Raw genomic sequence first — 18,181 nt, 5'->3', positions numbered from 1 at the left:
CATCGCTTATTTTAACACTGAAAACTCTATGCTGGAATCTGTAAATACCGTATGCGTCTGGGTTTTAAAGTCCTCTTCATCCGCTTTAAAGATATTCTCCACGTAGGTCTGCGGATTTAAGTCTATCAAAGGAAACCATGAGCTCTGTACTTGAACCTGTAACTTATGCCCTTTCTTAATGGTATGGAAAACATCTTGCAATTTTATATTGACCTCGGTTTTTTGGTTCGGAACAAAAGGTTCTGGATTTATGAAACTATTTCGAAAACGGCCGCGCATGACTTCACTACGTACCATTAAATGGTAATTGTCCATCTTTAAATGGTCTTGCATCTCCTCATTGGTCTCGACCTTTGCTGGATGCACGTCGATTACCTTAACGATCCAGTCTGCTGCTGTACCCGTAGTTGCAACTTTCAATTTTGCCAAAATATCCCCTGCCAGCGTAAAGTCCTCTTCCATTATTTCGGTTTCAAAAATTAAAACATCGGAACGCCGAGCTGCGAAACGCTGATCATCGGTCATATATTTACGTGGGGTTATTACGGATTTTACATCTTCCGAATAGGGCACGGGCTTTTTAATGTCACTTATAAATTGTATTCCATGAATCTCTTTTGGTCCATTGGTCAACTCTTGATTTTCGGATAGGAACATTTCTTCTTTCTGTACACCATTTGGTGGCCATGTATCGTATTGCTTCCATTCTTTTCTTCCAGAATCAAAAACATAGGCTTCGGGCAAACCAGAATTTTTATCCCCATCCCCTTTTAGAAAATGTTCAAAGAATTTAGTTTCAATATTCTCTTGATAGAATTCTGATATGTTATCACCAAAATAATAATTGCCAACAACCGTTCGCCCATCCCTTTTGGACCATCTTCCATGATCCCAAGGACCAAAAACCATGGTATTATAGTTTTTTGGATTGTATTTTTCAATGTTTTTATAGGTTTCCAAAGGACCGTATAAGTCTTCAGCATCGAACCAGCCACCAACTATCATTGTCGCCACATGGGATTTTACATTTTTTAAATGTTGTATCAATCCTCTACTTTGCCAAAGTTCATCGTAATTTGGGTGTTCTTTTAGTTCATTCCAGAAAAAATCATCTGTTTTACCATCCATTGCCATTCTAGGATTATCAACGGTTTCATATTCGAAAAAGGAGTCAAGGTTTTTTAAAGGGCCTCTTTCCAAAAAAAACTGATATTGGTCTTCCGTCTGTAAATCCGGTAAGTTGTACCATACTTTATCGATAGGTTTGTCACCATCGGGACGTGGTGTCCCAAATAATGAAGTGACCCTAAAGTAGCTCAACAGATATGCTCCGTTATGATGAAAATCATCAAAAAAGAAATCCCCAATACTTGCCTGCGGTGAGGCTGCTTTTAATGCTGGATGTGCATCTACAGTAGCATAGGTAGCATAAAATCCAGGATATGAAATACCCCAAATACCTACTTTTCCGTTGTTGTTGTCCACATTGTTCACTAACCATTCAATAGTATCGTAAGTGTCTGAACTTTCATCAATATCCTTATCTGAAGATTTATTGGAAATGTAAGCCCTCATGTTTTCATAGTGACCTTCGCTCAACCATCTTCCCCTTACATCTTGGTAAACGACTATGTATCCATCTTTCATCATGTGGATATTGGGTGAAATATTATTTCTGAACTCTCTTTTGCCATATGGCGCCGAACTGTAGGGCGTCCGTTGCATGATGATAGGATAGTTTTTGGAAGTATCTTTTGGCGAATAAATTGTAGTGTGCAATGTTATACCATCCCGCATTTCAATATCAACTTCTTTTTTGGAATAATTTTCCTTTACATAGTCTTTTGATATTTTTTCGACATCTGTAATGCCCGCCCTTTTCTCTTTTCCGCATGAGCTCAGAAATAGTACTATCACTATAAATAAAACGCTAAATTTAAATTCTGATCTATTGCACTGCAACTGAAATCTTTTAAGAAATTTGAAGAATTTTAACATGGCACTAGTTTAATTTCACCTTGCTAAAGCTACTAAAGTTCCAACAGTATTACTAATAAAAAGAAAGTTGAAATATGCTAATTCTGTATACAAACCATATTTCTAAAAACAAAAAAAGGAACCTAAAAGTAGGTTCCTTGAGAAGGTTATATTCCAATTGATGTTCCTTAACTAAAAATACATATTGATCATAAAGAGAAAACGGATTTTACTTCTTCGACCTTATCCAATTTTTCCCAAGTAAAGAGTTCTACTTCTTTTTCAATTCTACCGTTATAAGGTGATTCAAAAACTTTATTTATGATACGTGGCTCTTTACCCATGTGCCCATAAGCAGCGGTTTCTAGATAGATGGGGTTTCTCAGTTTTAATCGCTCTTCTATGGCGAAGGGCCGCATATCGAAAAGTTCTGCAACTTTTTCGGCAATTTTCCCGTCTGATAAATCGAGATTGGAAGTGCCGTATGTATCCACAAATATTGATGTCGGTTCCACTACCCCGATAGCATAGCTCACTTGCACCAAAATCTCATCTGCTACTCCTGCGGCCACCAAATTTTTGGCAGCGTGGCGTGCAGCATATGCTGCACTTCTATCCACTTTGCTAGGATCCTTTCCACTAAAAGCACCTCCACCATGTGCTCCTTTTCCACCGTAAGTATCTACAATAATCTTTCGGCCTGTCAAGCCCGTATCCCCATGTGGCCCACCAATAACAAACTTGCCCGTAGGGTTGATATGGTATTCTATTTGATCATTGAACAACTGCTGCACATGTTCTGGAAATTGTGAAATTACTTTTGGGATCAGTATTGAAATGATATCTTTTTTGATTTTCGCCAACATAATATCATCCAAGTCAAAATCATCGTGCTGTGTAGAAACCACAATGGTATCGATACGTTGTGGCACATTGTTGTCTGAATATTCAATGGTCACCTGTGCCTTCGCATCTGGACGGAGGTATGGAATTTGACTTCCTTCCCTACGCAAATCTGCCAAAACCTGAAGAATCTTATGAGAAATATCCAATGCTAACGGCATATAGTTTTTGGTTTCTTTAGTAGCATATCCGAACATCATGCCTTGATCACCTGCTCCCTGCTCCTCTTTAGTGGAACGGTCAACGCCCTGGTTAATATCTTGTGATTGTTCATGAATCAATGAAATTACTCCACAAGAATCACCACTAAACTGATATTCACCTTTAGTATAGCCAATATTGTTGATTACAGTGCGAGCTATATTTTGTACATCCAAATATGTATGGCTCTTGACCTCACCTGCCAAAACTACCTGTCCTGTAGTCACTAAAGTTTCACAGGCTACTTTACTTTCAGGGTCAAAGGCTAGAAAATGATCTAAAAGTGCATCGCTGATTTGATCTGAAACTTTATCTGGGTGTCCTTCACTAACAGATTCGGAAGTAAATAAATATGCCATTCTCAATTATTATTATTATTGGAAGATTTGATAGAAAGGCCCAAAGAAGCTTACACTACTTTTTAGCATTTTTTTTCCGAGGTTGCAATCAGTCAAATCCTTCCTCATGTTTGATGGCAAAATTACATTATTGGTTCAAATTTCAAAACTTTATCGGTAAAGAACTTTTACTTTCATTTCAACCTATTTTTTTCTTCTAACTCCATATACTTTGTATATTGCAAGTTCCGACCATTTTAACAAATAGCTATAAAATAATGCATATTGCAGTTGCAGGAAATATTGGAGCAGGAAAGACAACACTAACCAATTTACTTTCAAAACATTATAAATGGGACGCCCATTTTGAAGATGTCGTAGATAATCCCTATCTAGATGATTTTTACACGCAAATGGAGCGTTGGAGCTTTAACCTCCAAATTTATTTTTTGAACAGTAGGTACCGTCAGATTCTAAAGATTCGTGAAGGTGACAGGAAAGTGATTCAAGATAGGACCATTTATGAGGATGCTCATATTTTTGCACCCAATCTTCATGCCATGGGCCTTATGACCAACCGTGATTTTGAAAATTATTCCAGTCTTTTTAATTTGATGGAGTCTTTGGTCCAGCCACCGGATTTATTGATTTATTTGCGCAGTTCAATTCCTAATTTGGTGAATCAAATCCATAAACGTGGACGGGATTATGAAAACAGTATTTCTATAGATTATTTAAGCCGACTCAATGAGCGCTATGAGGCTTGGGTAAACACTTATGAAAAAGGCAAACTCATAATTCTCGATGTAGACAATCTAAACTTTGTGGACAATCCCGAAGATTTAGGTTCAGTAATCAATAAAATCGATGCTGAAATCCATGGTTTGTTTTAAATAAACTTTAGAGCGCTTCGCTTTTTGAGATAAGAAGACTCCCAATTCCTAACTCCCAACTCCCAACTCCCAACTCCCAACTCCCAACTCCCAACTCCTAACCAAACAACTCCAGTTTGACCTTTCCCTAAATCAAAAGCCTCTTTCACTCATTTCTGCTTTTTAAACAAGTTATTCGCAGTTATTTTCATCCTGTAACTATAAAACAAATGTGATGGAAGCAAAAAAGAACGAAGACTACAAAATAGAAAAGAATAGTATCCTATATTTTTCCGTGGGACTGGCAGCGGTACTTCTAATGATTTATTTGGCATTGGAATGGAAAACATACGCAGTAACCGAATGGGACACCGCCAAACTGAATCTACAAGATGAACTTACCGAAGAAGTTCCTATAACTTTTCAAAAATTACCGCCCCCTCCACCACCTAAAATACAGACACCCCCTACTATTGAAATTGCCGATGATGACGATGATGTAATCGAGACCGTAATCGAAGCTGACGAAACAAACCAAGATACAGAGATATTGACTGTAGATGAAGTTGATTTTGAGGATAATGATGTACCTGATGAAGTGCCTTTCACAGTAATCGAAGATGTCCCTATTTTTCCTGGTTGTGAAGGTGCCAAAGATAAGCGGGCTTGTTTTCAGGAAAAAATGCAAAAACACATTCGAAAAAACTTTCGTTATCCGGAACCAGCTCAAGAAATGGGATTACAGGGCAGAGTAAATTTAGTGTTTACCATTCAAAAAGATGGAAGCATAGACGAGGTAAAAATGCGAGGGCCTCATAAAATACTGGAAACCGAAGCGGCCAGAATAATTTCGAAACTACCCAAAATGATTCCTGGCAAACAGCGGGGCACTCCTGTAAAGGTTCCTTTTGCCATACCGATTACATTTAAGCTACAGTAAATCCAATATAAAAAACTAAAATTATGGGAAAGCCAATATTGATTTATATCACGAGCTTAATATTTTGCTCCGCAATGTACGGACAGGAATGTTTGGATGTAAAGTTTAAGCTTAGGGGATACTTTTATGTAGGAACGAGTCAAATTGATTCAACTGCATTGGGTGGTTTTTATAAAGCTAAGAACAGCCCAAAAAATATCGATTCAAAGATTATTTCACTTTCTAAGGATGAATCGTTTCAAATTATTGTGAAAGTTGATTCAATTGTTGAATACTCTAAAGATATCCTAGGATTTAAGGTGTTTATTGTAAATAGGTCAAATTCTAAAGTTGAACTTTCTGCCCAAGACAGTAGAATTTATCTAAAACGTCAAGTTTTTTATAAAAATGAATGGCAAGATATAGAATATTTGCCCAGCAGTTGGTGCGGAAACAGCTATCATAACGTTATAATCATGCCAAACCAATATTGGGATTTAAAAGCTCCATGTTTACAAGGAAAGATACCGGCTAAATTCAGGTTCAAGCTACAAATTAATGATGTTCCTGATTCGATTTTAAATGTGGATTCAACTATTTATTCCAATGAATTTTTTGGAAGTTTTAATAAAAGTCAGCTTCATAAAGAGGAAGGCCATACAGCATCCGGCATCATGGATCCGTATAATAATTGAAACTATAGTTAGTTATACAAAAGAAAAATGCCGCATTAATGCGGCATTTTCTATTCTTATAAAGATCGTAACTATTCTTCCCTAGTTTCTTCTTTATATGCATCTACCAATGCTTGAACTTCTTCTTTGGTAGCTGCCGTAAATTCTTTTACTTCTTCTTCAATTTCTTCTCCTGCAATATTGGATGTAGAAGTCACTACGGCTTTGTAAGCTCCGTCAGCAGTATTGCTCATTTCAACAAGAAATTTTTTTTCAACCTGTCTGGTTTCCTTCATACCATCTTCGGTTATGGAAATTCTGGTACCATCTTCTTTCATGATTCCGACCCCATCAGCGGGAGAAAGACTTACCAAACTTGGAGCGATTACCAAAGCAACAACTGACATCAGCTTCAATAGAATATTTAGAGATGGTCCCGAAGTATCCTTGAAAGGATCACCAACGGTATCACCTACCACGGCAGCTTTGTGCGCATCGGTTCCCTTACGGCCATCACTTTCAATGGTTTTTTTAGCGTTATCCCAAGCGCCACCTGCATTTGATTGAAAGATTGCCATTAAAACCCCACATGTGGTAACACCTGCAAGTAATCCTCCCAGCATTTCGGCACCCCCAATAAACCCTACGGCGACAGGTACTGCTATCGCCAACAGACCGGGCAATACCATTTCTTTAATAGAGGCCTTTGTAGAAATATCCACACATTTGTCATATTCAGCATACCCATCGGCTGCATCAAAAATGGCACGCTGCTCTGGCGTTGCCCTGGACATATCCGAATCTACGGAACGCATAACTTCCAAAGCTGCTTTTAATTGAGGAATATCTCTAAACTGACGACGAACTTCTTCAATCATTGCCATTGCAGCACGACCTACAGCGTTCATAGACAAAGCAGAGAATACAAAAGGAAGCATACCCCCTACTAGGAGACCGGCCATGATTTTAGGTTGTGATACATCAATAGAGGTTACGTTGGCAACTTTCATAAACGCCGCAAACAATGCCAATGCCGTCAATGCAGCAGAAGCAATTGCAAAACCTTTTCCAATTGCAGCAGTCGTATTACCAACAGCATCCAATTTATCGGTACGTTCACGTACCTCAGGATCTAATTCTGCCATCTCGGCAATACCACCTGCATTATCAGAAATAGGTCCGTATGCGTCAACAGCTAACTGAATACCCGTGTTTGCCAACATACCTACTGCAGCGATGGCAATTCCGTAAAGACCTGCAAAATGATGCGAAACCAGAATAGCGGCAGCAATCAATAAAATAGGAATCATTGTAGACATCATTCCAACACCCAGACCTGCAATAATATTTGTTGCAGCACCGGTTTCTGATTGTTCTACAATTGAGTTTACGGGTTTTTTACCCGTTCCTGTATAGTATTCTGTAATCTTACCTACACCTAAACCGGCAACAAGACCGGCCAAGGTTGCCCAGAAGATTCCCATAGCTCCGTATGGCAAACCTTCAACGCTTTCTGGAATCAAAGCATTGATTATAAAGTAAGAAGCAATGACCATTAGACCTGCAGAACCGAACTCTCCAATATTTAATGCAGTTTGAGGGTTTCCACCATCTTTGACCTTTACAAAGAAAGTACCGATGATGGACATTATAATACCAACCGCAGCTAAAACCAATGGCAGATAAACAGCGCCTAAGCCTGCAAAATCGGGAGTGATAATAAATGCTCCCAACACCATAGTACCGATAATGGAACCTACATAAGATTCAAACAAATCAGCTCCCATACCTGCAACATCACCAACATTGTCACCAACGTTATCTGCAATAGTAGCCGGGTTCAAAGGATGGTCTTCTGGAATACCAGCTTCTACCTTACCTACCAAATCCGCGCCTACATCTGCTGCTTTGGTATAAATACCTCCACCTACGCGTGCAAAAAGGGCAATAGACGATGCTCCCAAAGAAAAACCGGAAAGGATGTTCAATACCAAGCCCAAATTTTCTGCACCTGGCCAGATAGATTGGTACACTACAAACAAACCACTGAGCCCCAAAACACCTAGACCTACTACACCCAATCCCATAACCGCACCACCTGCAAAGGCAACTTCCAAGGCCTTGCCCAAAGAAGTTTTTGCCGCTTGGGTTGTTCTTACATTCGCTTTCGTAGCAACCTTCATCCCAATAAAACCAGCTAAAGCAGAGCAAATTGCACCAACAATGAAAGATACCGCTACCATTCCGTTTGAGCCTTCTTCGTTAGTCCCTTTAAAAAATAAAAGAATAGCAACCGCAATAACAAAAATGCTCAAGATTTTATATTCTGCCTTTAGGAAAGACATTGCCCCATCAGCAATATTTTTGGCAATTCTCGCCATTTTGGCATCACCTACTTCTTGTTTGGATACCCATCCACTTTTAATGAAAACGTATAAGAGGGCCAACACTCCAAATGCAGGCAAAAGTTGTACTATTAATTCCATAGTTGTTCAGTTATTTATATATTTTTTAGTGGCAGCAAAAGTAGTAAAATACCGACTAATAAAAAAAATGCGCTTTTATATGTAGAAAGCGCATTTTTCTAATACAGATTCATTCTTAAATTGTAAAAGTTCGCTTCTTTTTATGTTCGCTTTCTTCATACCTTTTAACACATTGGTGGTATATTTCTATAGCTTCGTTGACATCTCCCCATCCACCTGTATCGACCTTCTTTTCTTCTAAATCCTTATATACCTGAAAGAAATGTTCTATTTCCTTTAATCTATGTGGATTTAGGTCACTAATATCATTTCTTTTGCTCCATATAGGGTCGGAAACAGGGACACAAATGATTTTTTCGTCCGGGCCTTTTTCATCGGTCATGTGAAAAACGCCTACGGGCTTAACTTCCATCACCACCATGGGATAAGTGGGTTCGGTTCCCATAACCAGAACATCTAACGGGTCTTTGTCCAAAGCCAAGGTTTCAGGAACGAAACCATAATCGCCAGGATACATCATTGAGGAAAAAAGCGTTCTGTCAAATCGGATTTTGTTCAAGGTAAAATCATACTCATATTTATTTCTACTTCCTTTTGGAATTTCTATAAGTACATCAAAAGTAACTTCTTCTTTTTTGGACATTTCTTTTTTTTATTTTGCAAAAGTAATGAGTAGAAAGGGATTGGGATGAAGAAATTGATTCTTAACCATTAATTAAAAATTAAATCCAAAGGTACCCGTTATGCCGAATGGACGGGCATTTGGATTATCAAGATAGTTTCCCCTAAAGTTGAAATCCAGCCTAAATATTTTAAAGATATTGCCTATTCCAAAGGAATATTCCCAATAAATTTGGTCGTCAGGTGCTATCAAAGGAATATTAGTAGGTGAGTTCAAAGCAATATTTTCATCGGATAGTTGTCCCCAAGCACCTCTAAGTCCAATAATCTCTCTAAGATTTAACTTTCGCAAAAAAGGTATCCTCGAAAACAGCCGACCGTTAAAATTATGTTCCAGATGTACCGTAGCGTAAGTATCCGTAACAAACTCGTAGAAATCCAGATTAGGAAATGTATTGTACAAAGAAAATAGCGTCTGGTTTCCCGGTACTACACTTAATAAGCTCAAAGGCACCTCCCCAAATGTTTTTCCCAATTCCACACTACTGGTCAATCTGCCCAAGCCTCCTATTTGCCATGGCTGCCTGTAGGAAAATTGTAGGCGCTCATAATCAAAGTCACTTTCTAAAAATCCTCTTGTTCCTTTCGTATAATTTAGTAGAAGCGTACTGTAATCATCATTGATTTCATCCCTTTCTACACCATATCCAATGGTTCTTCTTCCTGGAGTGTATATTAGTGTAGTGTTGATATCAAATTGCCTGACTTCAGAAGAAATACCGTTTGGAGCTTCTGAATCTAAATAATCAAGACTAAAAGCATCGGGCAATGCAGAACTCAATGTCCGGAACGAACCTCCCAATCTCACCCTAAAATTTTTAGCTGGTTCCATCTCAAAGTTGAGGGTCGATAGATTGATGTTAGTAAGACGGTCGTTTGCGCCAACCGTAACCAAAGCAGAGGAAGCGATACTTCTTCCCAGTACATCGTTGGTACTTGTCAAGCTTATTCCCAATTGCTCTATATCCCTTCGGTTACCGCCAGATAATATAAGTCGTGTTTTTCTGTCCAATAAAAATTTGGCCGAAAGTCCATGCTTTGCCTTTTGGTCCTTGAATCCGTATGCCATATAACCTTCCAACCGCCATGTATCGTTCTGTCCAAAATAGGTCCTTGCCCCAAGTCTTACACGTGTACCCTCAGCATCATTAAATCCAAAAACACTGTAAATATTACCAATATCTATATTCCATTTGTCGATTTCGATATATCCCGAACCTAAAATACTGACAATGTCATAATAAGTTCTAAATTTTGGTACGGTCTTTAACGTATCGAGCATTTTGAATATTCCAGATTCATCCTCATTCAATTGCTCTAAGCGGGCATTTTTCCAAAATGTGCTATCTCTTTTAAAGATTCTTGGATCGTAGGGATCGGACTTGGCTTTATAGAAATCTTCCGGACGTTTTTTATCAAATTGGTAATTATCATAGACCGTTGTTCTCTTCCCATATACCCCTCGTGATTCTTCTTTTTTTGAAAAGCTGAAATCACTTAACATATAATCCCTTTTTAGCAGAAATACAGAGTCGTTAACAACATCAAAATCCTGTTCTATATAAATCTCCTTTACCCAATTTATGTTTGCGCTCTTTGTTACTTGAAGATTAATTTTTTTTATGGCATAAGTTGTATCGCTTACCCAAAAATCCCCTTTAAAAGTCAACTCGTTTTTTCGTCTTGGATAGTAGATTATATTGTAACACCACTTGTTGTCTATAAAAGTACTGTCTGACAAAACGTAATTATAGGTATCCACTCCAGTTTTTGAAAGTGGGCTTGTAAAACTTTTATCAAAAAATTTTAAGTAGTTATTATAAATATCGTAGTCGGAGTATAAATCCTCTACAAAAGCGGTTATGGATTGATTTCCACCGAAACCTGCATTCTTGTTCCCTAGGACATCCTCTTTTTCTTCTTTCAATAAATTATCGCCATAAACTTTGGAGAAGCTCTCGTTCAAAAACATGGGCAAGTAGGTCTTTCCCGTAATTCTGGAGGTATCCAAATCTTGAAACATAAATTCCAATCCCTTGAATAGTTTACTTTTGATCAATGCACTATCAATAGTATTCAGGTCAAACTCCAATTTTTCATATTTATCGTATTGGTATTGCTCAAATTGGCGAACACCATTTTGTCGTTTCTTGGCCCAGATTTTTTTTAAGATCTCGATGGCAGGATTGTCTTTTTTAGACTGTTTACCTGTATAGACAACAACCTCCGCTAATTGCTCCGCGGCTTCTTGCAAAATAATTTCCATGTTGTAGGTAACCTTTTGCCCCAATTCAATTTCCAATGTCTCATAGCCTATAAAAGAAACCAAAACAGTGTCATAGACTTCATCTGATTCTATGTAAAAGCGACCATTGTCATTGGTAATCGTTCCTTCTGATGAATTTTTGAAAATAATATTGGCAAAAGCTATTGGCTCACCAGACTCATCTTGTACAATACCCCCGACCTTGGTTTGGGAGAAAACTGAAAAAAAGGATAAGAAGAAAATGATTTGGAGGAATCTATTCATACTTTAATATCTGGAACATGCCAAGAACCCCTAAAAGAGTTTAAAAAATTGGATTTGTTTTAAAGTAATTTTTTTATCAAATACTGTTCCCTTAAAAAAGCCCCTTCAACAATTGTTGAAGGGGCTAATATACTTTACAAATATAAGTATGTTATTTATATAACACTTTCTTAACAGCTTTAATTACATCTTCATGATTTGGTAACCATTCGGCCAAAAGTACCGGAGAATATGGTGCGGGCGTATCGGCCGTATTCAATTTTACTACAGGTGCATCCAAATAATCAAATACTTTATCTTGAACTTGATACGTAATTTCAGTGGCTACATTGCCAAAAGGCCATGCTTCTTCCAAAATAACCAATCGATTAGTTTTCTTTACAGAGTTCAAGATAGCCTCATAATCCATGGGACGCACAGTCCTTAAATCGATTATCTCGCAGCTTATACCATCTTTTTCAAGTTCATCGGCAGCTTTATAAGCTTCTTTTATAATTTTTCCAAAAGATACAATAGTTACATCTGTTCCTTCTCTTTTAATATCCGCAACACCCAACGGAATCGTATATTCACCTTCCGGCACTTCTCCCTTATCCCCGTACATCTGCTCGGATTCCATAAAAATTACAGGGTCGTCATCACGGATAGCTGATTTTAACAATCCCTTGGCATCGGCTGGATTTGACGGCACAACAACTTTTAGTCCAGGACAGTTGGCAAACCAGCTTTCAAAGGCCTGCGAATGTGTTGCGGCCAATTGCCCCGCTGAAGCTGTTGGGCCCCTAAAGACTATGGGACACGGAAACTGACCTCCGGACATTTGCCTGATTTTTGCTGCATTATTGATAATCTGGTCTATCCCGACCAAGGAAAAATTAAAGGTCATAAATTCAATAATGGGTCGGTTACCTATCATTGCTGAACCAACACCAATACCTGAAAAACCCAATTCTGAGATAGGGGTATCAATTACACGTTCGGGTCCAAATTCGTCCAACATACCTTTAGACGCTTTGTAGGCTCCATTATACTCGGCAACCTCCTCACCCATTAAATAAATGGTATCATCTTTTCGCATCTCTTCGGACATTGCCTGTTGAATGGCTTCCCTAAACTGTAGTGTTTTCATTGAATAGTACTAAAAATGTTAGTTCATTGCATCAAAATGCAAGCAAAAATAGGAAAATATACATGAATAATTAGGTGATAAAAACCAAAAAAAAGAACAAATTTTATTATGCATGCATAATAAAATTCATATTTTTATAGCTATCTTTGAAACGTTAAACCTAAAGAGAAATATGAAGATTTTAGTTTGCATTAGCAACGTACCGGATACTACTTCAAAAATCAATTTTACTGAAGGGAATACCAAGTTTGATACAAACGGGGTACAATTTGTTATCAATCCCAATGATGAGTTTGGATTGACCCGCGCCATGTGGTTCAAAGAAAAACAGGGAGCTGCTGTACATGTAGCCACAGTTGGTGGGCCTCAAACAGAACCAACTATACGTAAAGCCCTAGCCATAGGAGCTGATGAAGCCATAAGAATCGACGCAGATCCTACAGACGGTTTTTTTGTTGCACGGCAATTGGCAGAGATAGTAAAAAATGGAGGTTATGACCTTGTAATTGCTGGCAGGGAGTCCATCGATTATAATGGAGGTATGGTTCCAGGTATTTTAGCCACATTATTGGACATGAATTTTGTAAATACTTGTATCAACCTAGAGATTGATGGCAACAACGCAACCGCAATGCGGGAAATTGATGGTGGAAAAGAAAAAATAAGTACAACCCTCCCATTAGTAATAGGTGGCCAAAAGGGATTGGTCGAAGAAAGTGATCTTCGTATTCCCAATATGCGTGGAATCATGATGGCGCGCAAAAAGACCCTTAATGTAGTCGACCCTGTTGATGCTCCAAAGCCAACACGAGATAAAAAGTTCGAGAAGCCGGCAGCTAAAGGGCCGGTTAAGTTGATTGATGCCGATAATGTTGAAGAACTCGTGGAGTTATTACATAATGAAGCTAAAGTGATTTAAAAATCAGAATTAAAAAATATGTCAGTATTAGTATATACCGAATCAGATAAAGGAAAATTTAAAAAGAACGCTTTTGAAGTAGCTTCTTATGCATATAAAATTGCTCAAGATTTAGGTGAAACGGTCACGGCGATTTCCATAAACCCGGAAGATGAAGCATCACTGGGCAATTATGGCGTTTCCAAAGTATTGAAAGTTTCCGATGAAAAGTTGAGAACATTCAATGCAAAAGCTTATGCAAACTCCATAGTACAGGCGGCAGAAGCCGAAGGAGCCAAAGTAATCATTGTAAGTTCAAGTGCGGACACTAAGTTCTTGGCCCCAATTTTAACAGCTAAATTAAATGCAGGCTATGTTCCCAATGTTGTCGCGGCACCAGAGAGCACATCACCATTTATAGTTAAAAGAACTGCCTTTAGCAATAAAGGTTTTGCATATACAGAAATCACCTCTGAAACAAAAGTCGTTGGTGTTTCAAACAATGCGTACGGTGTTCATGAAAATACTATTTCTGCAACAGTGGAAGATTTCAGTCCCTCATTGAGCGATTCAGATTTCACCACTAAATCCGTTGAAATCGATAAAGTTGTTGGTAAAGCAACTATCGCAGATGCAGACGTCGTCGTTTCAGGCGGAAGAGGACTCAAAGGTCCAGAAAATTGGGGTATGATAGAAGAATTGGCCGAAGTTCTAGGTGCTGCTACGGCATGTTCCAAACCAGTATCTGATTTAGGATGGCGTTCTCACGGTGAACATGTTGGCCAAACCGGTAAACCAGTTGCGAGCAATCTATACATCGCTATCGGTATTTCTGGAGCCATTCAACATTTGGCGGGAGTCAGTGCCTCCAAAACCAAAGTTGTAATCAACAACGACCCTGAAGCTCCGTTCTTTAAGGCCGCAGATTATGGGATAGTTGGTGATGCCTTTGAGGTAGTACCGGAACTCATCGAAAAATTAAAGGAATTTAAAGCCCAAAACGCTTAATTTTTGTTAATTTGCCCTCTGCAAGGGGCCGTTCAGATAACTGGTATCGCCACTTATTTGAACGGCTTTTTTGGTTTTAGGAAGATAATATGAGCTTAGTACGATTAAAAATAAAGGGAATCTCTTACAGCCAGACACAAAATGGTGCATATGCCCTTATTTTGAATGAGGTGGATGGAGATAGAAAACTTCCCATAGTTATTGGTGCTTTTGAAGCACAATCCATCGCAATAGCCCTTGAAAAAGAGATAAAACCTCCAAGGCCGTTGACCCATGATCTTTTCAAAAATTTTGCGGACCGTTTTTCAATCGTGGTCAAGCAGGTCATCATACATAAGCTTGTAGATGGCGTTTTCTATTCGAGCATTATATGCGAACGTGATAAAGTGGAGGAAATCGTTGATGCCCGGACAAGTGATGCCATTGCTTTGGCACTACGTTTTGATGCCCCTATTTTTACTTATAAAACCATCTTGGACAAAGCTGGAATATTTCTGAAATTCTCTTCAAAAGAGAACGATGAAAATGAAGATGATGACAGCATAGTGGTAGATGAAATTCTTCAGGAGGGTGAAACCGTAGAAATAGAATCAGGTTCATCATCACAAGGCTATAGAGAACTTACCTTGGATGAACTCCACAAAGAATTGGACAAAGCAGTAGCCAATGAAGACTACGAAAAAGCTGCCAAATTAAGGGACGAAATTTCCAAGCGCAAATAAACCTTTTACATGGGCCGCAAAACCAAAGGTTTCCTGATATTCTTATTGTTTATTTGTTCTGCTTCTTTCGCACAAAACACTATTTCTGCAGATTCATTGAGCATAGCAGTGGATGTACCTCTAATTGATGATATTTTATTGGAAAAATCCCAACAACAATTAATTCCCAACCAAGGTTTTACCGTAACCACCATGTTGAGAGGTATTTTGGGAATGGCCGTTTTGGTTTTGATTTCATTTTTGTTTAGTTCCAACCGAAAAGCGATTAATTGGAAAACAGTTGGCATTGGATTAGCTCTTCAATTACTGATTGCCTTTGGAGTTCTCAAAGTACCGTTTGTACAATATGGATTTGAAAAAGTTGGTCAGGTTTTTGTTAGTATTTTAGATTTTACGCGTTCGGGAAGTCAGTTCCTTTTTGAAGGTTTGGTAGTTGATATGGACACATTTGGTTTTATTTTCGCCTTTCAAGTATTGCCCACTATAATTTTCTTTTCTGCATTGACCTCTGTGTTATTTTATATGGGTATCATCCAGAAAGTAGTACGGGCATTGGCTTGGTTGCTTTCTAAATCCCTAGGCATCTCGGGTGCTGAAAGTCTTTCGGTTGCAGGAAACATTTTTTTGGGTCAAACCGAAGCACCATTGCTCATAAAAGCTTATCTGGAAAAAATGAACAAATCCGAAATTCTCTTGGTTATGATTGGGGGAATGGCGACAGTGGCAGGTGCAGTTTTAGCAGCTTATATTGGATTTTTAGGGGGTGACGACCCTGTGCTGCGATTGGTTTTTGCCAAACATTTGTTGGCAGCTTCTGTAATGGCCGCTCCCGGTGCTATTGTCATATCCAAAATTCTATATCCACAGACCGAAAAAGTGAATACCGATGTAAAAGTTTCTTCAGAAAAAATAGGCTCCAATATTTTGGATGCAATCGCTAATGGAACTACCGAAGGGTTAAAACTTGCCGTTAATGTAGGTGCCATGTTATTGGTTTTTATAGCTTTCATAGCGATGATTAATGGCATCTTGGATTGGGTTGGTGATTTTATGACCCTGAACACATGGATTGCTGCAAATTCACCTTACACTAATTTCTCTCTTGAAGCTATTTTAGGGACCGTTTTTGCTCCGCTCATGTGGTTGATCGGTGTGGCAAATGAAGATATTATGCTTATGGGCCAACTTTTGGGCATTAAACTTGCCGCCAGTGAATTTGTTGGCTACATCCAATTGGCTGAGTTAAAGACCATGACCAACAATCTACACTTTACCTATAACAAATCCGTGATTATGGCAACATATATGTTATGCGGTTTTGCCAATTTTGCTTCCATTGGTATTCAAATTGGCGGTATAGGTTCACTTGCTCCGGGACAGCGTAAAACCTTATCGGAATTTGGGATGAAAGCCGTTTTGGGCGGTTCTTTAGCCTCGCTTTTATCTGCTACTATTGCTGGGATGATTCTTGGGTGATATGGATTTTGAGTGAAGGGTGAAGGGTGAAGGGTGAAGGGTAAAGGGTAAAGGGTAAAGAGTAAAGGGTAAAGGGTAAAAGCAAATAAAAATCAACCTCTAATTTTTTGAACGATATAATCGTAATGAGAAATTTTAGAGAGCTTGAAGTTTGGAAAGAAGGTAGAATATTGGTTAAAAAGACTTATAATTTGACCAAAATACTTCCAGAAACTGAAAGATATGGCCTTACTTCGCAAATAAATAGGTGTGCAGTTTCTATTCCAGCTAACATTGCTGAAGGCTGCGGCAAAGACTCCAATAAAGATTTTGCTAGATTTCTTCAAATGAGTTTAGGTTCTTCTTATGAACTAGAAACACACTTAATACTTTGCGAAGATTTAAGATTTATAGCGCCAGAAGAATTAGAACCCATAATTGATAGCATCCAACTTTTACAACGCAGAATCGCATCGTTAATAAAATATAATAAATCCTAGTAGCCAACCTTTTAACTTTTACCCATCACCCTTTACCTTTACAGGCTATGAAACAATACCACGACTTACTGAAACATGTTTTGGAACACGGAAATCAGAAGGGAGACCGTACAGGAACAGGAACTATTAGCGTTTTTGGCTATCAAATGCGATTTGACCTTTCGGAAGGATTTCCTATGGTGACCACCAAAAAGCTGCATTTAAAATCCATTGTGCATGAACTGCTATGGTTTTTAAAAGGAGATACCAATGTGGGTTATCTACAAGAAAACGGGGTGCGTATCTGGAACGAGTGGGCCGATGAGAACGGTAATCTGGGACCCGTTTACGGATACCAATGGCGCAATTGGAACGGCGAAGAAATAGATCAGATCAAGGAATTGGTTTCAACCCTTAAAAGCAACCCTAATAGCCGTAGAATGTTGGTCTCTGCTTGGAATCCCAGTGTATTGCCGGATACTTCAATCTCTTTTTCTGAAAATGTGGCGCAAGGAAAAGCCGCCTTACCCCCATGTCATGCTTTTTTTCAATTTTATGTGGCGGATGGTAAACTTTCCTGCCAATTGTACCAGCGTAGCGCGGATATCTTTTTGGGCGTACCTTTTAATATTGCCTCTTATGCATTATTTACTCTAATGATAGCACAGGTCTGCGGTTACCAACCCGGGGATTTTATCCACACTTTCGGTGATGCCCATATCTATAACAACCACATGGAGCAGGTAGAACTACAATTAAGTCGTGAGCCAAGGTCTTTGCCCAAAATGAAACTCAACCCAACAGTTAAAGATATTTTCGACTTTACTTTTGATGATTTTGAATTGGTGGACTATAATCCACATCCCCATATTAAAGGGGTTGTTGCAGTTTAAGGATTAAAAAAGTTTT

The 18,181-nt window shown here is 38.6% G+C and carries 16 protein-coding genes; 9 read left to right on the top strand and 7 right to left on the bottom strand.

Going from position 1 to position 18,181, the window contains the following annotated elements; genetic code table 11:
• Positions 1 to 6: 6 nt before the first annotated feature.
• Together HME9304_RS10965 and metK are read right to left on the bottom strand one after the other, a co-directional pair.
• Entirely contained in the window at positions 7 to 1,998 is a 1,992-nt protein-coding gene (locus HME9304_RS10965) for a CocE/NonD family hydrolase (RefSeq protein ID WP_112378639.1), read from the bottom strand.
• 188 nt (positions 1,999 to 2,186) lie between these two features.
• A complete protein-coding gene (gene metK, locus HME9304_RS10960) occupies positions 2,187 to 3,440 on the bottom strand; it encodes a methionine adenosyltransferase (protein WP_112378638.1) in 1,254 nt (417 codons plus the stop codon).
• A 257-nt stretch (positions 3,441 to 3,697) separates the two neighbouring features.
• Here metK and HME9304_RS10955 point away from each other — a divergent pair, with 257 nt between their 5' ends.
• Positions 3,698 to 4,312 carry a deoxynucleoside kinase gene (locus HME9304_RS10955; RefSeq protein WP_112378637.1) on the top strand — a complete coding sequence of 205 codons (615 nt, stop codon included), beginning with the start codon at positions 3,698 to 3,700 and terminating at the stop codon, positions 4,310 to 4,312.
• Here the strand turns inward: HME9304_RS10955 and HME9304_RS16985 are convergent.
• Complete coding sequence (locus HME9304_RS16985) at positions 4,309 to 4,461, bottom strand: hypothetical protein (RefSeq protein WP_164674835.1); 153 nt, start codon at positions 4,459 to 4,461, stop codon at positions 4,309 to 4,311. The two genes, HME9304_RS10955 and HME9304_RS16985, sit on opposite strands and share 4 nt — an antisense overlap.
• Before the next feature lie 65 nt (positions 4,462 to 4,526).
• On the opposite strand from HME9304_RS16985, the gene HME9304_RS10950 reads away from it, so the two are divergent.
• Both HME9304_RS10950 and HME9304_RS10945 read left to right on the top strand, forming a co-directional pair.
• Positions 4,527 to 5,231 (top strand): energy transducer TonB, encoded by a 705-nt coding sequence (locus tag HME9304_RS10950; RefSeq protein ID WP_112378636.1) that lies wholly within the window; start codon positions 4,527 to 4,529, stop codon positions 5,229 to 5,231.
• A 23-nt stretch (positions 5,232 to 5,254) separates the two neighbouring features.
• Positions 5,255 to 5,905 carry a hypothetical protein gene (locus tag HME9304_RS10945; RefSeq protein WP_123877456.1) on the top strand — a complete coding sequence of 217 codons (651 nt, stop codon included), beginning with the start codon at positions 5,255 to 5,257 and terminating at the stop codon, positions 5,903 to 5,905.
• 71 nt (positions 5,906 to 5,976) lie between these two features.
• Here the strand turns inward: HME9304_RS10945 and HME9304_RS10940 are convergent, their stop codons facing one another.
• The 4 genes from HME9304_RS10940 to HME9304_RS10925 all read right to left on the bottom strand — a co-directional run bounded on the left by HME9304_RS10940 (position 5,977) and on the right by HME9304_RS10925 (position 12,710).
• A complete protein-coding gene (locus HME9304_RS10940) occupies positions 5,977 to 8,370 on the bottom strand; it encodes a sodium-translocating pyrophosphatase (RefSeq protein ID WP_112378634.1) in 2,394 nt (797 codons plus the stop codon).
• Positions 8,371 to 8,485: 115 nt separating this feature from the next.
• Complete coding sequence (locus HME9304_RS10935; protein ID WP_112378633.1) at positions 8,486 to 9,013, bottom strand: inorganic diphosphatase; 528 nt, start codon at positions 9,011 to 9,013, stop codon at positions 8,486 to 8,488.
• A gap of 72 nt (positions 9,014 to 9,085) precedes the next feature.
• On the bottom strand, positions 9,086 to 11,581 hold the full coding sequence (locus HME9304_RS10930) for a DUF5686 family protein (protein WP_112378632.1): 2,496 nt from the start codon (positions 11,579 to 11,581) through the stop codon (positions 9,086 to 9,088).
• Between the two features lie 151 nt (positions 11,582 to 11,732).
• Positions 11,733 to 12,710 (bottom strand): pyruvate dehydrogenase complex E1 component subunit beta, encoded by a 978-nt coding sequence (locus HME9304_RS10925; protein WP_112378631.1) that lies wholly within the window; start codon positions 12,708 to 12,710, stop codon positions 11,733 to 11,735.
• A gap of 172 nt (positions 12,711 to 12,882) precedes the next feature.
• Here HME9304_RS10925 and HME9304_RS10920 point away from each other — a divergent pair, with 172 nt between their 5' ends.
• The 6 genes from HME9304_RS10920 to HME9304_RS10895 all read left to right on the top strand — a co-directional run bounded on the left by HME9304_RS10920 (position 12,883) and on the right by HME9304_RS10895 (position 18,165).
• Entirely contained in the window at positions 12,883 to 13,629 is a 747-nt protein-coding gene (locus HME9304_RS10920) for an electron transfer flavoprotein subunit beta/FixA family protein (RefSeq protein ID WP_112378630.1), read from the top strand.
• 18 nt (positions 13,630 to 13,647) lie between these two features.
• The gene (locus HME9304_RS10915) at positions 13,648 to 14,616 is read left to right on the top strand and encodes an electron transfer flavoprotein subunit alpha/FixB family protein (protein WP_112378629.1); all 969 of its coding nucleotides are present in this window, start codon (positions 13,648 to 13,650) and stop codon (positions 14,614 to 14,616) included.
• Between the two features lie 89 nt (positions 14,617 to 14,705).
• Positions 14,706 to 15,338 carry a bifunctional nuclease family protein gene (locus HME9304_RS10910; protein ID WP_112378628.1) on the top strand — a complete coding sequence of 211 codons (633 nt, stop codon included), beginning with the start codon at positions 14,706 to 14,708 and terminating at the stop codon, positions 15,336 to 15,338.
• Positions 15,339 to 15,347: 9 nt separating this feature from the next.
• Positions 15,348 to 16,814 carry a NupC/NupG family nucleoside CNT transporter gene (locus tag HME9304_RS10905; protein ID WP_112378627.1) on the top strand — a complete coding sequence of 489 codons (1,467 nt, stop codon included), beginning with the start codon at positions 15,348 to 15,350 and terminating at the stop codon, positions 16,812 to 16,814.
• A 107-nt stretch (positions 16,815 to 16,921) separates the two neighbouring features.
• A complete protein-coding gene (locus HME9304_RS10900) occupies positions 16,922 to 17,293 on the top strand; it encodes a four helix bundle protein (protein ID WP_239023253.1) in 372 nt (123 codons plus the stop codon).
• 47 nt (positions 17,294 to 17,340) lie between these two features.
• Positions 17,341 to 18,165, top strand: a complete 825-nt coding sequence (locus HME9304_RS10895) for a thymidylate synthase (RefSeq protein ID WP_112378625.1) — start codon at positions 17,341 to 17,343, stop codon at positions 18,163 to 18,165.
• The last annotated feature ends 16 nt before the right edge of the window (positions 18,166 to 18,181 follow it).

The organism is Flagellimonas maritima, assembly GCF_003269425.1.
Classification (GTDB): domain Bacteria; phylum Bacteroidota; class Bacteroidia; order Flavobacteriales; family Flavobacteriaceae; genus Flagellimonas; species Flagellimonas maritima.
The sequence above is the reverse complement of the archived record's forward strand: the minus strand, read 5'-3'. Positions and strand labels throughout refer to the sequence as shown.